Origin of the sequence: Labilibaculum sp. (assembly GCF_041595635.1) — a bacterium.
Taxonomy (GTDB): Bacteria; Bacteroidota; Bacteroidia; order Bacteroidales; family Marinifilaceae; genus Labilibaculum.
In genome coordinates, this window is the sequence record NZ_JBFHJW010000010.1 from 1 (window position 1) to 20,609 (window position 20,609).

General features: G+C 33.7%; 15 protein-coding genes. 6 read left to right on the forward strand and 9 right to left on the reverse strand.

Annotation, left to right across the window (positions count from 1 at the left end; translation table 11 throughout):
* Positions 1-1,602, forward strand: a 1,602-nt coding sequence (locus ABYT26_RS04675) for a TonB-dependent receptor domain-containing protein (RefSeq protein ID WP_372751731.1), incomplete at its 5' end; no start/stop codon positions are given.
* Positions 1,603-1,645: 43 nt separating this feature from the next.
* On the opposite strand, the gene ABYT26_RS04680 is transcribed toward ABYT26_RS04675, so the two are convergent.
* Positions 1,646-3,070, reverse strand: a complete 1,425-nt coding sequence (locus tag ABYT26_RS04680; protein WP_372751732.1) for a bifunctional UDP-sugar hydrolase/5'-nucleotidase — start codon at positions 3,068-3,070, stop codon at positions 1,646-1,648.
* 245 nt (positions 3,071-3,315) lie between these two features.
* Between ABYT26_RS04680 and ABYT26_RS04685 the strand changes: the two genes are divergently transcribed.
* From ABYT26_RS04685 to ABYT26_RS04695, 3 genes are read left to right on the forward strand one after another with little or no spacing between them, the layout of a single operon-like run.
* Positions 3,316-5,700, forward strand: a complete 2,385-nt coding sequence (locus tag ABYT26_RS04685; protein ID WP_372751733.1) for a hypothetical protein — start codon at positions 3,316-3,318, stop codon at positions 5,698-5,700.
* On the forward strand, positions 5,701-6,414 hold the full coding sequence (locus tag ABYT26_RS04690) for a mechanosensitive ion channel domain-containing protein (RefSeq protein ID WP_372751734.1): 714 nt from the start codon (positions 5,701-5,703) through the stop codon (positions 6,412-6,414).
* A 2-nt stretch (positions 6,415-6,416) separates the two neighbouring features.
* Entirely contained in the window at positions 6,417-7,676 is a 1,260-nt protein-coding gene (locus tag ABYT26_RS04695) for a cation:proton antiporter (protein WP_372751735.1), read from the forward strand.
* Between the two features lie 149 nt (positions 7,677-7,825).
* Here the strand turns inward: ABYT26_RS04695 and pyk are convergent, their stop codons facing one another.
* From pyk to ABYT26_RS04720, 5 genes are all read right to left on the reverse strand, one after another.
* Positions 7,826-9,253, reverse strand: a complete 1,428-nt coding sequence (gene pyk / locus ABYT26_RS04700; protein ID WP_372751736.1) for a pyruvate kinase — start codon at positions 9,251-9,253, stop codon at positions 7,826-7,828.
* 206 nt (positions 9,254-9,459) lie between these two features.
* A complete protein-coding gene (locus ABYT26_RS04705; protein ID WP_372751737.1) occupies positions 9,460-10,683 on the reverse strand; it encodes a 6-phosphofructokinase in 1,224 nt (407 codons plus the stop codon).
* A gap of 51 nt (positions 10,684-10,734) precedes the next feature.
* Positions 10,735-11,706, reverse strand: coding sequence for an ATP-binding protein (locus ABYT26_RS04710; protein WP_372751738.1), 972 nt, complete (start codon positions 11,704-11,706; stop codon positions 10,735-10,737).
* The gene (locus ABYT26_RS04715; RefSeq protein WP_372751739.1) at positions 11,693-12,040 is read right to left on the reverse strand and encodes a hypothetical protein; all 348 of its coding nucleotides are present in this window, start codon (positions 12,038-12,040) and stop codon (positions 11,693-11,695) included. Before ABYT26_RS04715 ends, ABYT26_RS04710 begins: the two co-directional genes overlap by 14 nt.
* A gap of 138 nt (positions 12,041-12,178) precedes the next feature.
* Positions 12,179-12,583, reverse strand: coding sequence for a hypothetical protein (locus ABYT26_RS04720; RefSeq protein WP_372751740.1), 405 nt, complete (start codon positions 12,581-12,583; stop codon positions 12,179-12,181).
* Between the two features lie 1,216 nt (positions 12,584-13,799).
* Here ABYT26_RS04720 and ABYT26_RS04725 point away from each other — a divergent pair.
* On the forward strand, positions 13,800-14,102 hold the full coding sequence (locus ABYT26_RS04725) for a transposase (protein ID WP_372751741.1): 303 nt from the start codon (positions 13,800-13,802) through the stop codon (positions 14,100-14,102).
* 19 nt (positions 14,103-14,121) lie between these two features.
* Here the strand turns inward: ABYT26_RS04725 and ABYT26_RS04730 are convergent, their stop codons facing one another.
* Complete coding sequence (locus ABYT26_RS04730) at positions 14,122-14,370, reverse strand: hypothetical protein (RefSeq protein WP_372751742.1); 249 nt, start codon at positions 14,368-14,370, stop codon at positions 14,122-14,124.
* Positions 14,371-15,407: 1,037 nt separating this feature from the next.
* Between ABYT26_RS04730 and ABYT26_RS04735 the strand changes: the two genes are divergently transcribed.
* On the forward strand, positions 15,408-17,615 hold the full coding sequence (locus ABYT26_RS04735; RefSeq protein ID WP_372751743.1) for a tetratricopeptide repeat protein: 2,208 nt from the start codon (positions 15,408-15,410) through the stop codon (positions 17,613-17,615).
* A 320-nt stretch (positions 17,616-17,935) separates the two neighbouring features.
* Here ABYT26_RS04735 and ABYT26_RS04740 read toward each other — a convergent pair whose 3' ends face one another.
* Positions 17,936-19,039, reverse strand: a complete 1,104-nt coding sequence (locus ABYT26_RS04740) for a glycoside hydrolase family 76 protein (protein ID WP_372751744.1) — start codon at positions 19,037-19,039, stop codon at positions 17,936-17,938.
* Between the two features lie 352 nt (positions 19,040-19,391).
* Positions 19,392-20,609: a GAF domain-containing sensor histidine kinase gene (locus tag ABYT26_RS04745; RefSeq protein WP_372751745.1), complete on the reverse strand. Its 1,218-nt coding sequence runs from the start codon at positions 20,607-20,609 to the stop codon at positions 19,392-19,394.

Consider the following 20,609-nt stretch of genomic DNA (forward strand, 5'->3'; position numbering starts at 1 on the left):
CATTTTAAATCGGCACAAAGTAGTTTCAGCGAATCGGCCAAAGCATTTGGTCGTGCCAGCGGAAGCTACGAAAGCAATGGAAATATTTATCGCAGCGAAGCCATGGCTGGAACTAAAGGCAAATTTTACAACTTTGGAATTTTTGGAGCCTACAGCACAGGAAACGATTATGAAGACGGAAATGGAGATGAAATTGCATCCGGTTTTAACCGCCGAAATATTGGTATGAGTAGTGTTTTTAAACTTTCCGATACACAAAGTATAAAACTTTCGGCCAACAATAATTACGCTAAAAATGTCGATTTTCCAGCTTTGAATATGGATTTAAGAAAAGATGATACTTGGTTGCTCAGCATGGCCCATAAAATCAACTTCGGGAACAAAGCCATAAAAAATCTTTCCACTTCTTTTTCAGCCTCTTTTGTCGATCACAGCATGGATAATCTGACTAAAAATCTAGATCCACGAATGGTAAATGCCATCACGCTTGCCAAAACCAAAAATTATAGCGCCCGAAGCGAAGCTAGTTTCCAATTTCAGGAAAGCACCCTTTTTGCCGGATTGGACTACAAATCCGAAGAAGCCGAAGGAAACCGCTCCCGGGAAATGTTGATGGGAACAATGGCGGGTACAACTTTCTGGGATAATATATGGCAGGACAGTAAAATTTCAAAGATCAGTGGATTTGGAGAATATCATTTTTCCAGGAATGAAACCTACTTTATAGGTTCTGCCCGATTAGAATTCAAGCAAGCAAAAAGCAGAGACAAAGCAGACGAATTTGTTTCTATTAATCCTGATGATCCATCTGATCAGCTGAACCTATCACTCAGCTTTGGAGCAAGCCATGATCTTTCGAAACAAGTACGAATGGGACTTTGGCTGGGAAGAGCCGAACGAAGCGGAAGTTTAACCGAATACTTCATCAATTACCTTCCCGTGGATGTTGACCCTTACGAACGAATTGGGAATACTGATTTAAAATCGGAAAAAAATTACCAGTTAGATTATAATTTTACCTGGAAAACCAGCGAATCTGAATTGGGAATCAGTTTGTTTGCTTCCGAACTCAGAGACTACATCAGCGCATATATCCGAGAAGATTTATCGCCACGAGTATCCTCTTCGGCAGGAGTAAAGCAATATTACAATATCGACAAAGCTGTTATGCGAGGATTTGAACTTTCATGGTATCAGAAACTATCACAAAACATTTACCACAAAGCCAATATTGCTTACACTTACGGAAAAAATAAAGAGGAAAATACCGCCTTGCCCGAGATTCCACCTCTCGACTTAATGTATGCATTGGGTGGTTCGTTTTTTCAGAATAGATTTCATTCCGAAATCACAATTCGACATGCATTAAAGCAAAACCGTATCTCGAGCAATTTTGGTGAAAGCGAAACTCCTTCCTTCACTCTTGTAAATGCAAAAATATCTTACGATTTCTCCGATAAGATTAGTTTGCTGGGTGGAATTCGAAATCTATTTGATGAAGCCTACTACGAACACCTGAACCGATCGGTAAAAAATACTAATGAGCCCATTTATGCTCCTGGTCGCAGCTTCTACTTCACCCTGGCTTTTCAACTGATATAAGCACAAAAATGTCCTTGGATTTTTCTATCTCCAAGGACATTTTTTACTCCGAAACTATCAGAATACGACCTTCTACTTTAGGATTTAAAAGCTTTTTTCTTTTGCTATATTCAGCAAGAACAACAAAATCATTTTTGGCTCTCACATCCGATTCATCAATCAAAATTTCGAAATCAGCATTTAATTTTTCCATGCAGTACGAATTTAACGAAACAGAAAGCAAATCCTCATCCTCAACTTCCTTTCCATTCCTCATCACCTTCACCGTATTTTCCCTCGATCGATATTCATAACTTATTCCTGATACCTGAAAAAACTGTCCGTTTTTATCGCTTGCATGCTCAAGTAAAACACGCTTCAATTCCTCTCCTTTTATCAGTATTTTACAAATTTTATTGCCAAAAGGAAGCAGCGAACGAGCCGATTTCATTGTAAAAGCACCCACTGGAACATCAGCTCTAATTCCTCCCCCATTAATCATTCCCACATTGGAATCGTAGCATTCTTTAAAAGCATCGCTAATTAAATTTCCGGCTGCGCTTTCGCGGATAATGCCATTGCGAAAACGGAGCGGTGACTTTAGGTGACCAAGCACCTCTGAGAGCTGCAAATTCATATCTTTTTGATAGTAAACCTCCATGTCGCGCATGTATTTTTCCGAAGCAATTCGCTGATCTAAAGGAATAATTTCGATCTGAGGATTTCCTCCTTTTGTCCAACTAATTTTCGCCACAGAACTCATATTTCCAGCCGTCGCTACAATGGGCACACTCCCTTTGTAAAATATATTACTTTCGTGTTCGAACTGTTCTTCGGTTAAAATCAGATCAATTTCGGGAAACTGATCCAATAATTTTCGATTTGTTCCCAAATCGGTTTGCGTAATTGCCAACAAAAAATCAACTTTCCCCATTAAGGGTAAGAGCTCCGATACCGATACAAACAAATCTTCCTGAACTACCAATTCATCCTTACGACTGGTATTCATGGCATCGGTAAGGCCAATAAAGCCAATAGTAAGCCCATCAACTTTCCGCAACAAAAAAGGAGGCAAATTGGCAAAAACGTCACCATCTCGATTTTTGAGATTTGAACTTAGCCATTGCGATTTTGATTGGGTCAAAAGTTCAAGAGTATGTGTAGCACCAAAATCGAATTCGTGCTGCCCAAAATTACAAATATCTACAGGCACCTCATTAAACCCTTCAATCATGGGCTCGCCTTTGTAAATACCTCCAAAAAGAACGCCTCCACACAAATCGCCACCATGAATTACAAGCGCATCCGCATTGGCAGCTCTCATCTCATCAGCCACTGTTTTTAAGCGAGCCAAACCACCTCTTCCACCATCAACATCATCAACTGGAAAAATCTGATGCGCATCAGTAAAGTACAGCAATTCAATTTTTTGTGCGTTTAAGGAGAAAGTATACAGAAAAAAAGCAAGGAGTGATATATTCCGAAGCATCAGCAATATTTTTATTCATTCATCAATCAAACAATTATAAAGCCTCAAAGGTATAAATCTCAAAGCAATAAGTAAAATTCATTTTAAACGAGATCCCAATCAACTTCTAAAAAGCTTGCCATACGCAATGTTCTGACTTACTTTTATTTCTAAGTCATCATAAAAAGTATTTAAAATGTAAAAATCTTGAAGTTGGAATCCTTATATTGCATTGGGTTTGCTATAAATAAAAAGAGATATCACACATGAATTCAAACACTGAAAACAGCCAAATAATTGATGCAAATAGTGTTTTTAAAAAAGCACTTCTACCAATAACAAACTACTTGAATAGTTTGAATAAATGCCTACATGCAGAAGCGCTTTCTCAGCTGATTCTAAATACATTCCTTAACGTTAGCGATTCGCTAATTGCCATTGGTGATGAAGAATACGGCAAAACGCTAACAAATAAAGACTTCGATATTAAACGAAAATACAGCTTTAACTACCTACTTCCTGAATCGTTTAAAGATGTGATGCTTATTCATCGCGATGTATTCTTACAACTTCAAATCTCGCAAAGCAAAAAACAAGAATCTCTTGTAGATGAAGAAGCTATTCAGCAACACTTCCTCGAATCCAATGCTATTCTTCAAAAAGCCATAAGTACCCTAGTAGATAAAATTCGCGACGAGCAGACTAATTTTCTGCAAAGCAATAAAAAAATAAAGCAAAAAATTTCACGAATAAAACATCAACAAAATCCGTGGGGAGTATACAAAAAACAGTTTCTTTCAATTCAAAAGCAAATTCAAGAAATCAAGGATTCGGCTCATAACTTATCGAAGGTCATTCTTGTATTTGAGGACATTAAATCCCATACCCAAACAATTTGCAACAGCCTAACCGAGGAATTAGAAAGATCAAAACAAAGCATAAATGGCATTTTGCATTCCCTGCAAAATACGCAAGAACTATCAAAAATAACAGGTACAATTGCGCAGGTTGAAAGCGCCTTGTCCAATTTAGAACTACAAAACCTATATCAGGAAAACTATGCCTTAGATATTGAATCAAAAATTGTTAACCTTACAGAAAATAACATTCCTGTTTCCAGTGAAGATGGGCTACTACTAATCAAAAGAATAGATTTCGCAAAATCGACAAAAAGATGGCTGAACTATATGCTTCTTCCTGATCTCATAGAACTATGGCAAAACAGAATGAATGTAATTTCGTTTTACAAGCATAATCTGTTAAATTTAAAAAGTAGTTTGAGCTTGCTAAAAAACAACAACAACCTAGATGCACTTTCTTCTCAAATTCAAAGTCTGCAAGTTCTGTTGCAATCAGTTCACACCAATGAAAATTTACAAAACAAATTAATTGCTCAAATTCAGGAAAATTTGAATGATAATTTTCAGGTCACAAGAATTTATAAAACTGACGACTTTTTAAAAATATCACTACAAAGTTCCTTAACACAATTCACATCGTCGAAAAATAATTTTTTTAAAGATGTTCAAAGAAAATTTAAATCACTTCTTTCTTTTTTCAGTACAAAATACAAAACCAGCACGGTTCGCCATCCTTTTAAACGATTAGAAGCAGCTTCGAAATGCATCGATTACCGAACATTTAAAACATTAGACATTCACTACGATTCATTGTTTTTAAATAAAAATTTTATTGGCGACTTATTTCTTGTTCCCCGTGAATATGAGCAGCAGAAACTGCAGGAAAACCTGCAAATGTGGCAAAAAGGGCATAATAAAGCAGTGCTTGTGGTCGGAAATCGCTTGAGTGGAAAATCAAGTTTTATTGAAAGTGTAACTAAAAATTTTTTCAAAAAAAATAGCATCATTCTTACACCAAACAGTAAATTTTCCATTGAGGGCCGAAAATTTAAAACCACAAAAAATCTTGCAGAAGCACTTCAACAAATCAAAAAAAACACCTATAACTCTCGACCTATAGTGGTTATTGACAATTTGGAACTTTGGAGAGATAAAGAGCAAAGTTTACTAGAAAACACAAGAGCTGCCATACAATTTATCGAAACCGAATCGAATCATGTTTTTGTAATTATTTCCACTTCCAATACCATGCAGTCTCATTTAGACAAGAGAATTCCTTTTACTCATTCATTTAGCTCTATTATTGATGTAAATAAGTCGAAATTTGAAGAAATTCACAAAGCTATTTTATTACGGCATGGCGCATCACATCAAAATTTGGTAACCGAAAAAGGACTCCCATTGCCCAACAAACAACTCGAGCTTAACATTCAAAAGTTGTGTAAAAATTACGAATACAATTTGGGAGAAGTACTGCAGGCATGGACCTATTCAATTAACACTACAGATGCTAATAATATTGTTTACACGGAACAGGAATACGATTTTGAAGACTTTTTTACTAGTGAGGAAGCCATCATTCTCAAATTCGTATTGTTGTATCAACACATCAACGAAATTGTATTAAAAAACTTTTTGGGATCACGATACGACAGCTCCTATAAATCAGGTTTAAAGCGATTAACGAATACTAAGGTATTCTTACGAAATTCGGAAGGCAATTTAGTTGTGAACCCAGTATTGTATCACGACATTCGTTCAATTCTAAAATACAGAGGAGTACTAAACTAGATGGAAAATATTGTAATACTATCAACATGGAAAGGCTTGCTTGGCAAGCTAATACTGCTATTAATCATCTTTTGGGTTTTAAAGCTAGCCACCTATTTTGGGCAACGCTTTGCAAAGAAAAACGTGAGCAACAAAAAGATCATAAACCTATTGCTTAAAGCTCAGCTCTACTATAAACCCATAGCCATAACCATTTTAGTTCTGGGTTTTATTTCAATCAATTACATCACACACAGCGTTTTACTAATCTTTGTATCTGTTTTTACTTTTTTCTACATCAAGAACTATGTAAGTGGTATTTTTTTCAATGCCAATCCTTTAGTTAGCAAAGGTGCCTACATTACCATTGGTGATTTTAAAGGCGAAGTAAAGAGTTTACAGGCTTTCGGTCTCATCATCAACACCGAATATGGAGAACGATTCATCAACTACACAAAAATTGAAGACTTAGGCTTTGCCATCAATTCCAATGTGCATACCAAACTACGTCAAACTCTTTACTTGCATAGCCAATTGCCAAAAGAACAGATATTAAATCTTATTTTCGACAATCCTATTCTTGATTTTGACCAAAAACCCAGCATCAAAAACAGCAAAATTCCTCAAGTGTACCAATTTCAGTACACCTTAGAAAATGGAGCTGTAGCTGAAGATTTAATCGCCTTTTTAAACGAGAATAAAATTGAAACTAGTGTAACCAACAATTTTAACTAAACATGGAAATTATCTCATCCTATAATTTAATTATTGAAGTATCAATAATTATCATTTTATCGTTTTTATTCAATGGCTTGTCCCGAAAAACGAACATTCCTGCCGTTTTAATGCTAATTATTCTGGGCGTAGGCTTGCAGTATGTCTTGAAATATTTCAATGCCAAAAGCTTGAACTTTTTTCCCATTTTGGAAATTTTAGGTATTGTGGGACTAATCATGATTGTTTTGGAAGCCGCTCTGGAATTGGAACTCAAAAGAGAAAAGCTTATTCCCATACTAAAATCATTTGCAGTGGCACTCATCGGCCTGATTTCGGCGAGTTGGGCAGCAGTTTTGATTCTTTATAATTTTATTCCAGACATGAGTATGCAATCTGCCTGGTTGTATGCTACCCCCTTGTCCATACTTTCCAGTGCCATTATTATTCCAAGTGTGGTAGGTCTGCCTGTACTTAAAAAAGAATTTCACATCTACGAAAGTACCTTTTCAGATATCATGGGAATCATGATGTTTTACTTTTTAACAGGGAAGTTAAATCCAACTCACGATAATGGAATATCCGGATTTGCAGGGAATATAGTACTCACCATCATCATTTCGGTGGTAGCGAGTTATGCAATTATTTTAATCTTTCAGCGCATCAAGAGTCAAGTAAAACTCTTTTTATTGATTGCCGTACTTCTCCTACTCTATGCTTTGGGTAAAAAAATGCATTTGTCTTCGCTGATCATCATCCTAATTTTCGGTTTGGTGATTGCAAACATGAAGCTCTTTTTCAAAGGCAAGCTATCAAAGCTTATCGATTTTGAAAAAGCACATCATATTTATCACGAGCTGCATATCATTACCGCCGAAACCGCCTTTGTTGTTCGAACCTTTTTCTTTGTTATTTTCGGACTCTCCATCGCGATTTCCTCCTTATTAAGTTTACATGTAACCCTCATCAGTTTTCTGATTTTGATTTCCATTTACGCCATTCGATACATCATTTTGCGCATTTTTATGGGTGAAGATATTCTTCCTCAGCTCTTTGTTGCTCCTCGTGGTTTAATTACCGTTCTACTTTTTTACAGTATCCCCGAAGAAGCTCAAATAGAAGGCTTTGAACCTGGAATTTTACTTTGTGTAATTATCGGAACCAGTCTAATAATGACTGCAGTAATGATTTACGACAAATACAGAAACTCCTTGGCTGTAAACAAAGCTGCAAACCGAAAAGTAGAAAGCATAAAATGGAAAGCGCCAAGTATAAAAGAATAGGCAATTCAATGATGTTGTGAATTACCAGTATCAAATTGTAATATATACAAAAGGCTGTTTCACTAAAGAAACAGCCTTTTTCTATAAGCCAGGAATGAATCCTATTTACTAATTAGTTACCATCTGTAATGATTCCAGTAAAAATATCTCTATACATAACCTACTTTCATCATATTGGTACTTCCATGAAGTTTTAGTGGAGTAGAGCCAACATAAACTACACAATCACCATTGAAAATGAGTTTTTTGTCCTTTAAAATCTTTACAGACTCCGAAAATGCCTCATCTAAATGCTCGTAAGTATCTAAATAGAATGGCCTTACTCCCCACACTAGCGAAATTTTACATAGAATATTTTTATTGTTGGTAAAGGCATATATTTTGGATTTGGGTCGGTGACTAGAGATTCGGGTGGCCGAATAGCCGGAATGTGTAAATACAATAATTGCCTTAGCACCAACCTGTTTAGCTAGTTTTGTGGCTGTAAAACAGATCGAATCGGCCAGGGATGTTGAATCTCCTCTTGTAGGCTCAAGTTGTTTATCGAACGGATCGCCCTGATTTTCGGTATGGACAATGATCCTTTGCATAGCATCGATTGTTTCAACTGGAAATTTCCCTACCGAGGTTTCGCCACTTAACATCAGCGTGTCGGCACCGTCGAGCACTGCATTTGCCACATCGTTGGCTTCGGCTCGTGTAGGTCGAAAATTATTAATCATACTTTCCATCATCTGAGTGGCAATTATCACGGGTTTGGAATGCTTGATGCATTTTTCAACAATGATTTTTTGAAACAAAGGAACCTCATCGAAAGGAACTTCCACACCCAAATCACCACGAGCAACCATAACTCCATCGCTTGCATCAATAATTTCATCAATTTCAAGTAATGCCTGCGGTTTTTCAATTTTGGCAATTACACCCGCATCGTTCTTGCTTTTCCCGATCAATTCTTTTAATTCACTGATATCGAAAGCCTTTCGAACAAATGAGAGTGCAATCCAATCAACCCCATGCTCCAATGCAAAAACTGCATTCGAAATATCTTCTACGGTAAGACAAGGTAGGGAAACATTGGTATTAGGTAGGTTCACACCCTTGTTTGACGATAGCAATCCACCATAAATTACTTTAGCCCGAACGATATCTTTTTTATTCGTTTCGATAACTTCCAGTTCTATTTTACCATCGTCAATTAAAATAGATTCTCCCACATTTACATCCTTCGGAAAATCGTGGTAACTCATGTAAATATGGTCTTTCTGCCCTATGCATTTTTCTGTAACAAAAGTAATAATATCCTTTTGGTGCAAATGAATAAGATTGTTCTCAATTTGCCCCACACGAAGCTTTGGCCCTTGTAAGTCCGCCAGAATAGCCACATGAGTTTCCAATTCCGAATTCAATTCTTTAATCAGATTGCTTATCCCTAGGTATTCCTCTTTTGAAGAATGTGAAAAATTTATTCTGAAAACATCAACTCCTGAGCGAATCAAATCAGAAATAATAATTTTAGTGGAAGTCGCAGGTCCTAAAGTTGCGATTATTTTAGTTTGTGAATTTATTTGCCTCATGATATTCCTTCCTTTTTATTTGCTTATCTAAACCATGTGAAATGGATCTTTAATCTAGCTCTATTTCTAAATCTAAGGTAAACAATATCTTGTAAGGATAAAGGCTTACTATCCTAAGATATTCTGCCAAATAAAAATATGTTTGCACGAAAAAGTGAATCTCGATTCAACTCAGAATCCACTTCTCATATTCTTAAAACAGAACTTTACCAATTCAAAATGGTATTGAAAAGATACTTTTCCGGTTCATCGAGATATTTTTTAGCCGCTTTCAAATCCTCTTTCTTTAAAAAGAATAAATTTTGAATACATAGTTTGGCAAAATCCGAATTAATATCTACCAAACGAGGAGGAATTTTTCCATTTTCATCCTGTAAATCAGATAAAAGTAAAGGAATAATATCTCCATTGGAATTGGCCGAAACAATACAGGCATCATATCCCTCATCGTATAATTTTTTCACGCCTGTGCCAAGCAAAGAACATAGAGTTAAATCGAATCCAATAGGACGACAGCATCTTAATTCATAGCCCATATCGTTAGGACGGGATTTTACCTTCAAGCCCAATTCTCTCAATCGATTCTGAAGAAGTATGTTAAAAATATTTGATTTACTAACATTTCCAAGCTCGGGATGACCGTGTTCATCGTAAGTAAATTTAATTCCAGATGATTTTATTTCCTCCTCTTCCAACACATGAAAAACACCTTCGCTCACCATAGCTACACCGTATTCCATTCCTTCTATTTTCCTTTTAATGATAGAAGAAATAATCAAATCGATAATTTTATCGAAGCTAGGCTTTGTTTTATTAAACATCTCAGGAATAATCATCATAGGAAAATGACAGCTTGTTGCTATTCCAAAAGCCAGATGCCCAGCAGACCTTCCCATTGCAGACAAAACATACCAACTTTGTGTTGTTCGCGAATCCTCTTCAATAATATTTCCAATTTTTGCTCCTTGATCTTTTGCAGATTGGAATCCGAAAGTTGGGTTTCTATCGGGTAAGGGAAGATCGTTGTCGATGGTTTTAGGCACATGAATGTGCACGACATTAACATTATTCGTTTTTAAATACTTAGTTAGTCTATTGGCCGTTGATGCAGTATCATCTCCCCCGATGGTCACCAAGAGCTTAACATTATTTTTGACAATAAAATTCGTGTTAAAATCGCTATTCGTTGGCTTAAATCGGCTCATATACAATACCGATCCCCCTTTATTAAAAATTTTACTCGCTGTTTCGTAATCAAAATCAATTACCGAAGGTGTATTGGAGAGCAAGCCTTGATACCCATTGTGAATTCCCAGAACCCGAAAATCATCTTCCAGAAAAATTTTTGCCACTGCACTAATTACCGTATTAATTCCCGGTGCAGGACCTCCTCCACAAATGATAGCCACCGTTTTTTTATCGCAACTCATAACTCATCAATTTATTTTTAACTTATTGAAATATTTGCTTGTATTTTTCCCTTAGTTACTTTCCCAGCATGGCAACGAAACTTTAACTACTGTATTGGTAGATTTTTCTGAGAAAATCTCTATAGTACCCTTATGATCTTTTAAGATATTATAAACAATGGATAAACCCAAACCTGTGCCTTTCCCAGGATCTTTTGTTGTAAAAAAGGGATCCATCAACTTTTTTAAGTTTTCTGTATCAACACCATAGCCATTATCGGTAATTGAGATAATCAAATACTTATTCTCTTTAAATGTTTCTATTTTGATTGTTCCAATTTTATTGGTTGCGTGAATTGCATTTTGAAGTATGTTTAAGAATACTTGATGTAATTGACCAATGTTCCCTTTTATTATGCAATTTGTAGTGCAGTATTTTTTCTCAATTATGTGATCGATTAACTCATTATTAAGCATCACCAAGCAATCATCTATAATCGATTGAATATCACAATCTTCATCGTTCGATTTGCTATCTCTACTAAATTGATTTAGCCCTGAAACAATCTTACTTATTCTTTCAATTCCTTCTATTAAGCCATTTAAGTACAATGAAATTGATTCTGGCATTGCATCCTTACTGTCAGAATAATAATCCTGAATACCTTCATAAGCTCCCATTATAAAGTTTAATGGGTTATTTATTTCATGTGCAACACCAGCTGTTAATACTCCAAGTGAAGCCATTTTTTCTGCCTGTAAAAGTTGTGCTTGCGTTTCTTTAAGTTGATGTAAAGTGATCCTTAATTCCTCATTCTGATTTTCTATTATTCTATTCTTAGCATTTATGTTATCCAGTGTTGTGGTAAGTTCTTCATTAGAATCTTTTAGCTTTTTTTCGTTTAACTTCAGATCCTCATTTAAAGACTGCAGCTTTAATTCCTTATCCTTAAGCTCTTTATAAGCCTGAATAAGGATTTTTTCATGTCGTTCGTATTTTTCTTTTAGAAACCTATAGTTATCATTTAAATCAGAGTCTTTCATACCCAATCTCATCATTAGTCTTCATCCACGTAAATGCTTCTATCATATCTTCAAAAAGCCCTATTTGAAAAGTGATCTCAAATTCCTTAAGTGCTAATTCTTGAATTTGCATTGAAGTTAACTTTCCAATCATATCCTTTGGCAATATTTGGCAGTATTTTCGAAGGCCAATACGATGCCAAAGCTCTGAGAACTCGTTAATCATCCAATATTGCATATCTGGAGGATAATCAAACCTTCTTTCTGTATTATCATCAATAACATAAATAGGCTTGTGTACTGCCATTAGACTTTTTAATGTAAGCATTAACTTTTTCCAATCCTCATTATCCATTTCATTTGTAGTAGACTTTAATATTGTTTTCCAAAGTTTGTTCTCTTCGTCAAAAAGTACACTTACATATTTAATATTTCTTTCTCCATAATGGCATTAGAATTGATTCATAGTCAAAAATAAATCCAAACTGAATTCCTACAGATTAAACCAATCCAAGGCTTCTACCTCATTATCCATATATCTAAATTCAAAAGGCAATTTACCAGCTTCTTCTACAACTTTTGTGGTAGATAGTTTTCCAATTATCTCATTCGGCAAAAGAAGAACATATTTTTTAAGGTTTACTTTAGCACAAGCTCCGGCAATAGTTTTTGCAACCCACTGTTGCTCATCCACTCCATAAAAATATTTATGATTGCTATCATTAGCAAGATGATAAAGTGGCTTATGAATTACAATTAAATCCGCAATTTTATGAACCTCTTTTTTCATTTCTTCGGTTTCCATAAATTCTGTTGCAGCTTTCCATACCACTTTAGTAATCCTACTATTTTTTTCAATCTGAATTAAAAGAAAATCACTTTCATATATTCTCTCCATAAAGGCAAAAATTAGGCATTTTTACCAATTTAGTTAAAATTAGTATGAATTCTAATATGTTTCCCTGATAAAAACACTCCAAATCCTTACAAGCTGATTTTATTAATCAAATTACAAAATTATGTCTTTTATGAAAATATACTTGCCGCTAACAGTTTGATTGAGTCAGTTTTGTATTTTAAATGCTCATATTTTCAAATATCTAAATCCCAACCATTTTCTATTTTGGGACAATCTGCCAAGTACAAACAATTTTTTTATTGAAACACGATTTTACACCTTTGTTTTTGTTGTTAATTTCGAGAAACAATAGTAGCGTTAGTTTAGCAGCACCTTTAATCAGCTTTTTAAATTACAAAATATATTTATTATTATCATTGAAAACTTGGGTTATCCATTTTTTCTTATTTGAACAAACAAAATAAAAATCTGTTCGTTCATCGACTAACTAGGCTACAATAAAAACATCATGAAAATAAAAAACAGAGAACATATTCCAACAGACAAGATTATGAATATGCCTGGGGCAAAAAAGGAAACGGAATTGGGGAATATGATAACTCAAAAGAATTAGTGCTTAGAATAATTAGCCTGGAGCCTGGAAGTAGCTCTCCATACCATGCCCATGATTTTCCACATATATAGAAAATAGAAAAAGGAAGTGGAATTTTTTTGGATGACAAAAGAATTGAACACAGAATTTTTTCAGGACAATATCTATTTGTCGATAACAATGAGAAACATAGCCTTAAAAATGTAGGGAAAGAAAAACTTGAATGATTATGTTTTGGTACGGCTAAAAGTGAAAATTACAAGCCTACTAATTTCAAATAATCTAAATACCATTTTCTGAAATTCACTAACTGATTAAACAAGAGCAACAGCCTTGTAGGGATAGCCAATAGTGGACAATTTCCGACACACTATTGCAGCAATAAAGTATTCAATACTCACTAACAATAAGGCAATTGAATAAACAATGTTTGATTTATTTTTCCATGCAATCAGTAGAAATAGCAGCCCCTAAATTATAGTGAAAATGGTTTACCAATTGCAGACCAAAATGCATGGGAATAATCAATAATATAACAACTTTTAAGTAGTATCCCATAAAGTGTGTAAGTCAAGTTATTCTGATTTTTTCGGAGCCCTTTTCTAGCTCAAGAAAAAAATTGGAAATAACTTTACGTAAGTCTCATATTAAAGCACACTTATTATGGAACCAAAAAATTTATTGACGGATGAAATTTTAAAGCAATTTAAAACAGGAAAACAGCTAAATGACTTTCTGCAACAAGTTCAAAAACGAGGCATTAAGAAGATGCTTGAAGGAGAACTTGATGATCATTTGGGCTATGAAAAGCACGAAAAAATCATATCCCAGAACTCCAGAAACGGCTATGGAACAAAGAAAGTGCGAACAAGTCTGGGAGAGTCTGAAATAATACCAACCATGTTTAAATGCGGCGTCAGGTACATTCATCTGTCCGTAAGCCCAATCAAATTCAGGAGGTTTTAATTACTACTCCATGATTAATCTATGTTTTCATATCGGAAGATTCCAAAACAATATAATCTTGCATGATTTTGTATGATACTGCATCTTCAACATTCTTGAAACAATACACATATACAGTATTATTAGATACTTCAGCAGAAGGATCTACAGCATAAAAAAATCCTGAATCTGCTTTATGTAAGATTGAACTTTGAGCTTTGCCAACAATACTAATTGTCAACAAGAAAATAACTATATTGATTCTTAGGATAGCTAACATATTAATCATAAAATGATGAATTTATATGTTTTAACCTGTAATTAACAAACTTACAAATAATTGCTATGGTGTTTACTATTTTATTTAAAATACCAAACTTGATTGTATAAAAATTACTCAGAAAAGGAGCAAACTCCTAAGTGATTGGCGTATCTGAAACTAGCATTTACAAGCCTTACCTAAAAGACAGACCAAAACTATGATTGAGCTATCGTTTTTTAACAGGAGAACACACTCTATCACAAATATAAATTTTATAAGTGGATTTTGTTGAGCAGAATTCCTTGAACACCTGTCCATCTGATAGGCATTATTTAGGAGGTGGGTTTAATTATTCAAGATGAATATTAATGGCCTTCCCTCCTAAATTAGGTCAAAATCATGATTCTCTTTTGATTTCTGTTAGTTGAATCCAATATGACATAATTGGATTATAAACAATGGCAAAAGTGTCATAATTCAGTCAGATTGACATTTTTTCAGTCCTCATTCTATCATTTTATAGTATGGTGTGGCTTTTGCGGCCTTTTTTATGAGCAGTCCAGCTATAATACATAACCGAACACGACTCATGTATTTATAATTAAAAATTTGAAAAACTATGGGAGCAGCAGGAAACAAAAAACCCAAAAAACACCAACATGGTAAATCTGTACCAGCTTATGAAAAAAAAGCTGAAAAAAATGATAATGATTATTTTAAAAAGAAAAAGTGATTATTTATCTAAACTAAGAGGTTTACTACAAAATCTAAGACAAATTGTAAGAAAGCAAATGTGTTTAGATCAATGGTATTGAACTGAAAAAGCTAGCTCAAATTAGTTTGAGCTAGCTTTTTTTGCAATAAACATCAGAAAGAAAGAGAATTAACTTTACTGATAGTAAGTTTCCGCTAACAAACATATTTGAAATAAATATGGATACTATTTCTTCTTTTTTGAGAAGCTCAAATGAATTTAATTATTTCACGCAATAGCTGAAACATTAACTGTAAATGCAAGTATAAAATGTTATGGAAAATTTAACTTATTGCATTATAATGTCTGTATGAAAAAGCTTATCCTACTTGTGTTTATTCTTCTTAATTTCATAGCTATTGCTCAAACTTCAAAAATTGATAGTCTTGAAAATTCACTCCAACTACATACAAAAAAAGATATAGCTAGAGTTAATCTGTTAAATGATTTTGCCTCTGAAGCACTTCAAATAGATCAAACAAAAAGCATAAAGTATGCAGAAGAAGCATTTGAACTTGCCTGTAAGCTTCGTTTTACGAAAGGGAAAGCAGAAAGTTTATATTGCTTAGGCTTAAGCAATTACCTTAGTGCAAATTATCAAAAAAGTCTTGATTTCTTTCTAAAAAGCATTAACACTTATGAAGTTCTCGGTAATCAGGAAAAGAAAGCAGTCTGTTTAAAATATATTGGAATAATATACGAATACCAAGGAGACTATACGATGTCTCTTAAACACTATCATAAGGCATTAGAAATTAATGAAGCGATTGGCAACAAGCAAGGAAAAGCAAACTGTTTACACAATATTGGAATAATATATCATATACAAGGAAATTATCCTATATCACTTGAATATTACCAAAAATCATTAAAAATCAATGAAGAAGAGGGTTCTAAGCAACAAATCGCAAATTGCTTAAATAATATTGGTTCAATACACTATGAACAAGCCAATTATACATCGGCTCTCACTTACTATCAAAAATCATTGAAAATCAGTAAAGAAATTGCTTATAAGGAAGGAGAAGCACGAGGCTTGAATAATATTGGAGAAATATACAGAATACAAACCAACTATACACTAGCCCTTACTTACTATCAAAAATCATTAAAAATTATAGAAGAAATTGGGGATGAAAACGGAATAGCCATGACAATGAATAATATTGGCACAATATATTATTCTCAAGCTAACTATGCTCTCGCTCTGGATTTTTACCAAAAAGCATTGGAGAAGAGTGAAAAAATTAATAATCAGTTAATTATTTTAGATTCTTATGCTAACCTTGGTTCATTTTATTTAGGAACATTCAATTTTGACAAAGCATTAGATTATACTCAAAAAAGTTTCGCAATTGCCAAAGAACTTGAAAATTTAAGTCAACAAAAGCGCATATACCTACAAATCTCTGATATATATACTGCCACAAAAAACTATAAAAAGGCCTTAGAAAATTATATTCTGTATAAAGAATTAAGTGACAGTACTTTTAATGAAAAAAACATAAAAGAACTATCCAGACTTGAATATCAATACGAATTCGAAAAAGAAAAGCAGGCCATTGAACTAGAACAACAAAAGAAAGATGCCATTACTGCAGAGAAATCGAAACACCAAAGCGTATTGAATATCATTTTCATATTGGTACTTGCCTTACTAACTAGTCTTGTTTTGGTAGTACTAAGGAGTTTTATCCAAAAACATAAGGCAAACAATATTCTTATAAAGCAAAAAAAACAAATAGAAGATACGAATGAGGAGTTGATTTTGCAAAAGGAAGAAATTCAAAACTTTGCCTTTGAGCTTGAAAAAGCAAATAAAACCAAAGATAAATTCTTCTCGATAATTGCTCACGATTTAAAAAATCCTTTCAATGCATTGCTTGGTTTTTCGGATTATTTATTAAAAAATCACACAACAATGGATGAGGAAGAAAGAGGATATTACTTGAAGATTATTAATGAAAGCTCGATGAAAACTTTCAGGTTATTAGATAATCTACTTACTTGGGCTCGGTCTCAAACAGGTAAAATAGAATTCACACCAGAACTATTTAATATATCTGCATTAATTTCTGAAACCATCTCATTATTAGAAGAATCTGCATGGGATAAAGAAATAAAGCTAATGCTAAATGCAGAAAAAGATTTATCGATAACAGCCGATAAAAATATGATAGATACAGTAATAAGAAATTTAGTTTCGAATGCAATCAAATTCACCTCTAAGGGAGGTGTTATTATTGTAGAATTGCAAACGGTAACTGATGAAAACAATCAAAAATTTGCTGAAATTTCCGTAAAAGATAATGGAATTGGTGTTCCCCACGAAATACAATCCAAGTTATTTACAATAACAGAAAATATTACAACGAAAGGAACTGAAGAAGAAACAGGAACAGGACTAGGTCTAATACTTTGCAAAGAGTTTGTGGAGAGACATAATGGAAAAATTTGGGTCGAAAGTGATATTGATAAAGGCAGTACATTTGTATTTAGAATTCCACTATTCAGCTGAATTTGCAACAAAAAACTCTATTATGAGGGATATCTTATTTATTAATAACTGCCGACAAAGAACTTCCTAACGCAGGCTCCCTTTTGCCAAAGATTCTGCAAATTACACTATTCCACAGAGGAGAATCAATTTGGTAATCAGTTCCATCAACCAACCATGCTTATTGGTCAGCTTCTGCCACTCAACAGCTTTTTAGTAAAATCGAATTCTATAACATACAAAAAGAGCCTTTAAGATTTTTTCCGAACAGAGTCAAGATAACTATATATTCAGTTATTATCTTTTATAAGATCTAAATAGCAAAGGAAGTCAACAAATCATTAATTACTAACACTTACGATCATTGCAGCATTAAAAGCATCCAGTGCTGAACTTTGACATGATGCATCCGTTTTTTCGGGGTGAGCATTCCACACACCACCTATTTCGTTAGTCGTTTTATCTCTAGCAACAGACCAGATAGAATCAGCATTTTTTAGGATAAAAGTTTTGTACTCTTCTTTTGGCGACAAAGAATAAAGAAATCCTAAATGGCGCATGAATATGCCTTTAAACTGAGTTGCATCACCACTAAGATTTGGTTCTTGGGGATCTTTTAGTATCCCATTTTCGTAGACAAAATTGGCAATAGTAGCATTCGCAATTTTATGAGCCAAGTCCAACAGTAACTCATCCTTTGTCTCAATATATAATTCTATCAATGCACTTACAATCATGCCTTGATTGTAAGTGTGGTAACTTCCAACTCTTACTTCACATTGCTTATTTAAACCATTTTCTACAAGGTATTTTTCATTTAACATTCCCGAATTCATAAACCATTCCCTGGTATCCTGGGCCCATTCCAAATAAGTTTTTCCAAGTGCCTCTCCGCCTCCTCTTTGATACAGTCGTATTGCTCCCAACATAAATAGTTCATTTTGAACTGCCGATTTCCCAATATTTGGTTTTTGCCAATAAACACCACCGCCGCAAACAGAATCCCAACCGCCAGCCACATCAGCAAAAGTAATGCGAGCCATTTTAAGATATTTGTCATCTTTTGTAAGATCATATGCATCTATCCAAGTCAATATCCACCAACCCTCATCATCATAAAAGTCATTAATATAATTTATACATGTCCAATTATCTGTTGAATCAGGCATCTGAACTTCAAACTCTTTACATATAGTAAAAGAATTTTCAATTACATCAAGATACTCCTTACTACCTGTTATCCTAGAATAATCGATAATTGCAGTTAGTGCATTTGCTGAATTCCACCAACTTGTGGTTTCATAGAGTCCGGTCTCTTCATTATACCACTTTTGCAAAGTAGTAATTGTTACATCAGCATATTGCTTGTATTGCTCATCCTTTTTACATGAGTTGAGCAGCAAACTAAGTATTATAACTATTAGAAATGCAGGTCTTTTTTTCATATTTTCAAAGATAACAAAACATCATTCAGTATACTGATTTTATTTCTCTTAGTGATTCCAAATATTGAACAAAACATAATTGGGCAATAACAATCAGAAACTAAAGTGTAAGCTTAAATCAACATTCAACTATATTTGCAGATAGATTCCAGATAAAAGCCTAATCATCTAAACTTTATTTACGAAATATGGGTAATAGTTAAGTTTCATTGTCATCTGCTCCAAAATAGAAAACACAAAAAAAGCCGTAGCCCAAACTACAGCCTAAAAATATTTTTAAAATCACCGCCTATAAAGCATTTCTTAGTACAAGCTCCCTTTTGCAAAACGAAAGCAGGGTTGTGAGAACCAATTATATTATAATAGTAAATTTCGTTCCGCTATTAATTTTACTCTCAACATTTATTATTGCCCCAATTTTATCAATAAATTCCTTAATTAATAATAATCCAATCCCAGTACTACTTTCACCACTAGTTCCCAAAGTCTTATTCACATTAAATTTGAATAATTTATTCAAATCTGTTTTAGAAATACCAATTCCAGTATCTTGAATTGTAATTTGATGTTTATTATTTTCAATAACTACTTTAATATCAATCTCTCCACCTTTCTTATTATACTTAATTGCATTTGAAATAATATTTCTCAAAATAGCTGTAATCATATTTTTATCAGTCCTAATCATAGGCTGCTCTGAATTAAAAGATGCATTTACTGTAATTGATTTTAAACGTAAAGCATAACTAAAAAAAGATAAAAGCTCTTCAACGACTTCTTTTATATTTACCAACTGCATGTCAGGTTTTAATTTAACCATATCACTTTTTGACCATTTGAGTAAATTATCAAGTGTAGTAAAAGAAGCTGAACTAATCTCACTTAAGGATATGAGTGAATTTTTTAGCTCAGTGGTCTCAAAATTATCAAAGTCAGTACTAATCAACTCTAGGAACTTATGCAATGTTCCTAGATTACCTCTAATATCATGGGAAATCAGAGACATAAACTTTGTTTTTACTTCATTTAATTCCTTCAGTTCTATATTTCTTAACAAAAGTTGTAAATCAAGCTCGATATGCTGTTTAATTTGATTTATTAAATCAATAAAATCCTTAGTGTAATAATTTTCTTTATTATCTAAAATGCAAACGGTCCCAAAACATTCACCATCTGGCCAATTTAGCGGAACTCCCAGATAAGAAATCATACTGATATCCACATCTGGATTGTTTTTACTCCAAATATCACTTTTCGTAGCATCAGGTACAATTAATTGTTTTTGGGTTCCTATTACAGTTTCACAGTAAAGGGCATGCTTTAATTCTGCCTTTTCATTTTTCTCATATGGATTGCTATTAGAACTACTTTTAAGAAATACTTCAATATTGTCACTATTTAACTTCATAATCAGACCAGAAGGCACATTTGCAATTTTTGCAAATGTATCTATCAATGTTTGCCATTTTTCGATGGTAGAGTCAACAATCTCAGGCTTAGAATCAGATGAAATATTTACTTTTTTTGATTCCTGTGTCTCACGAATTGTAATAGTTGCAATTTTTCCCAT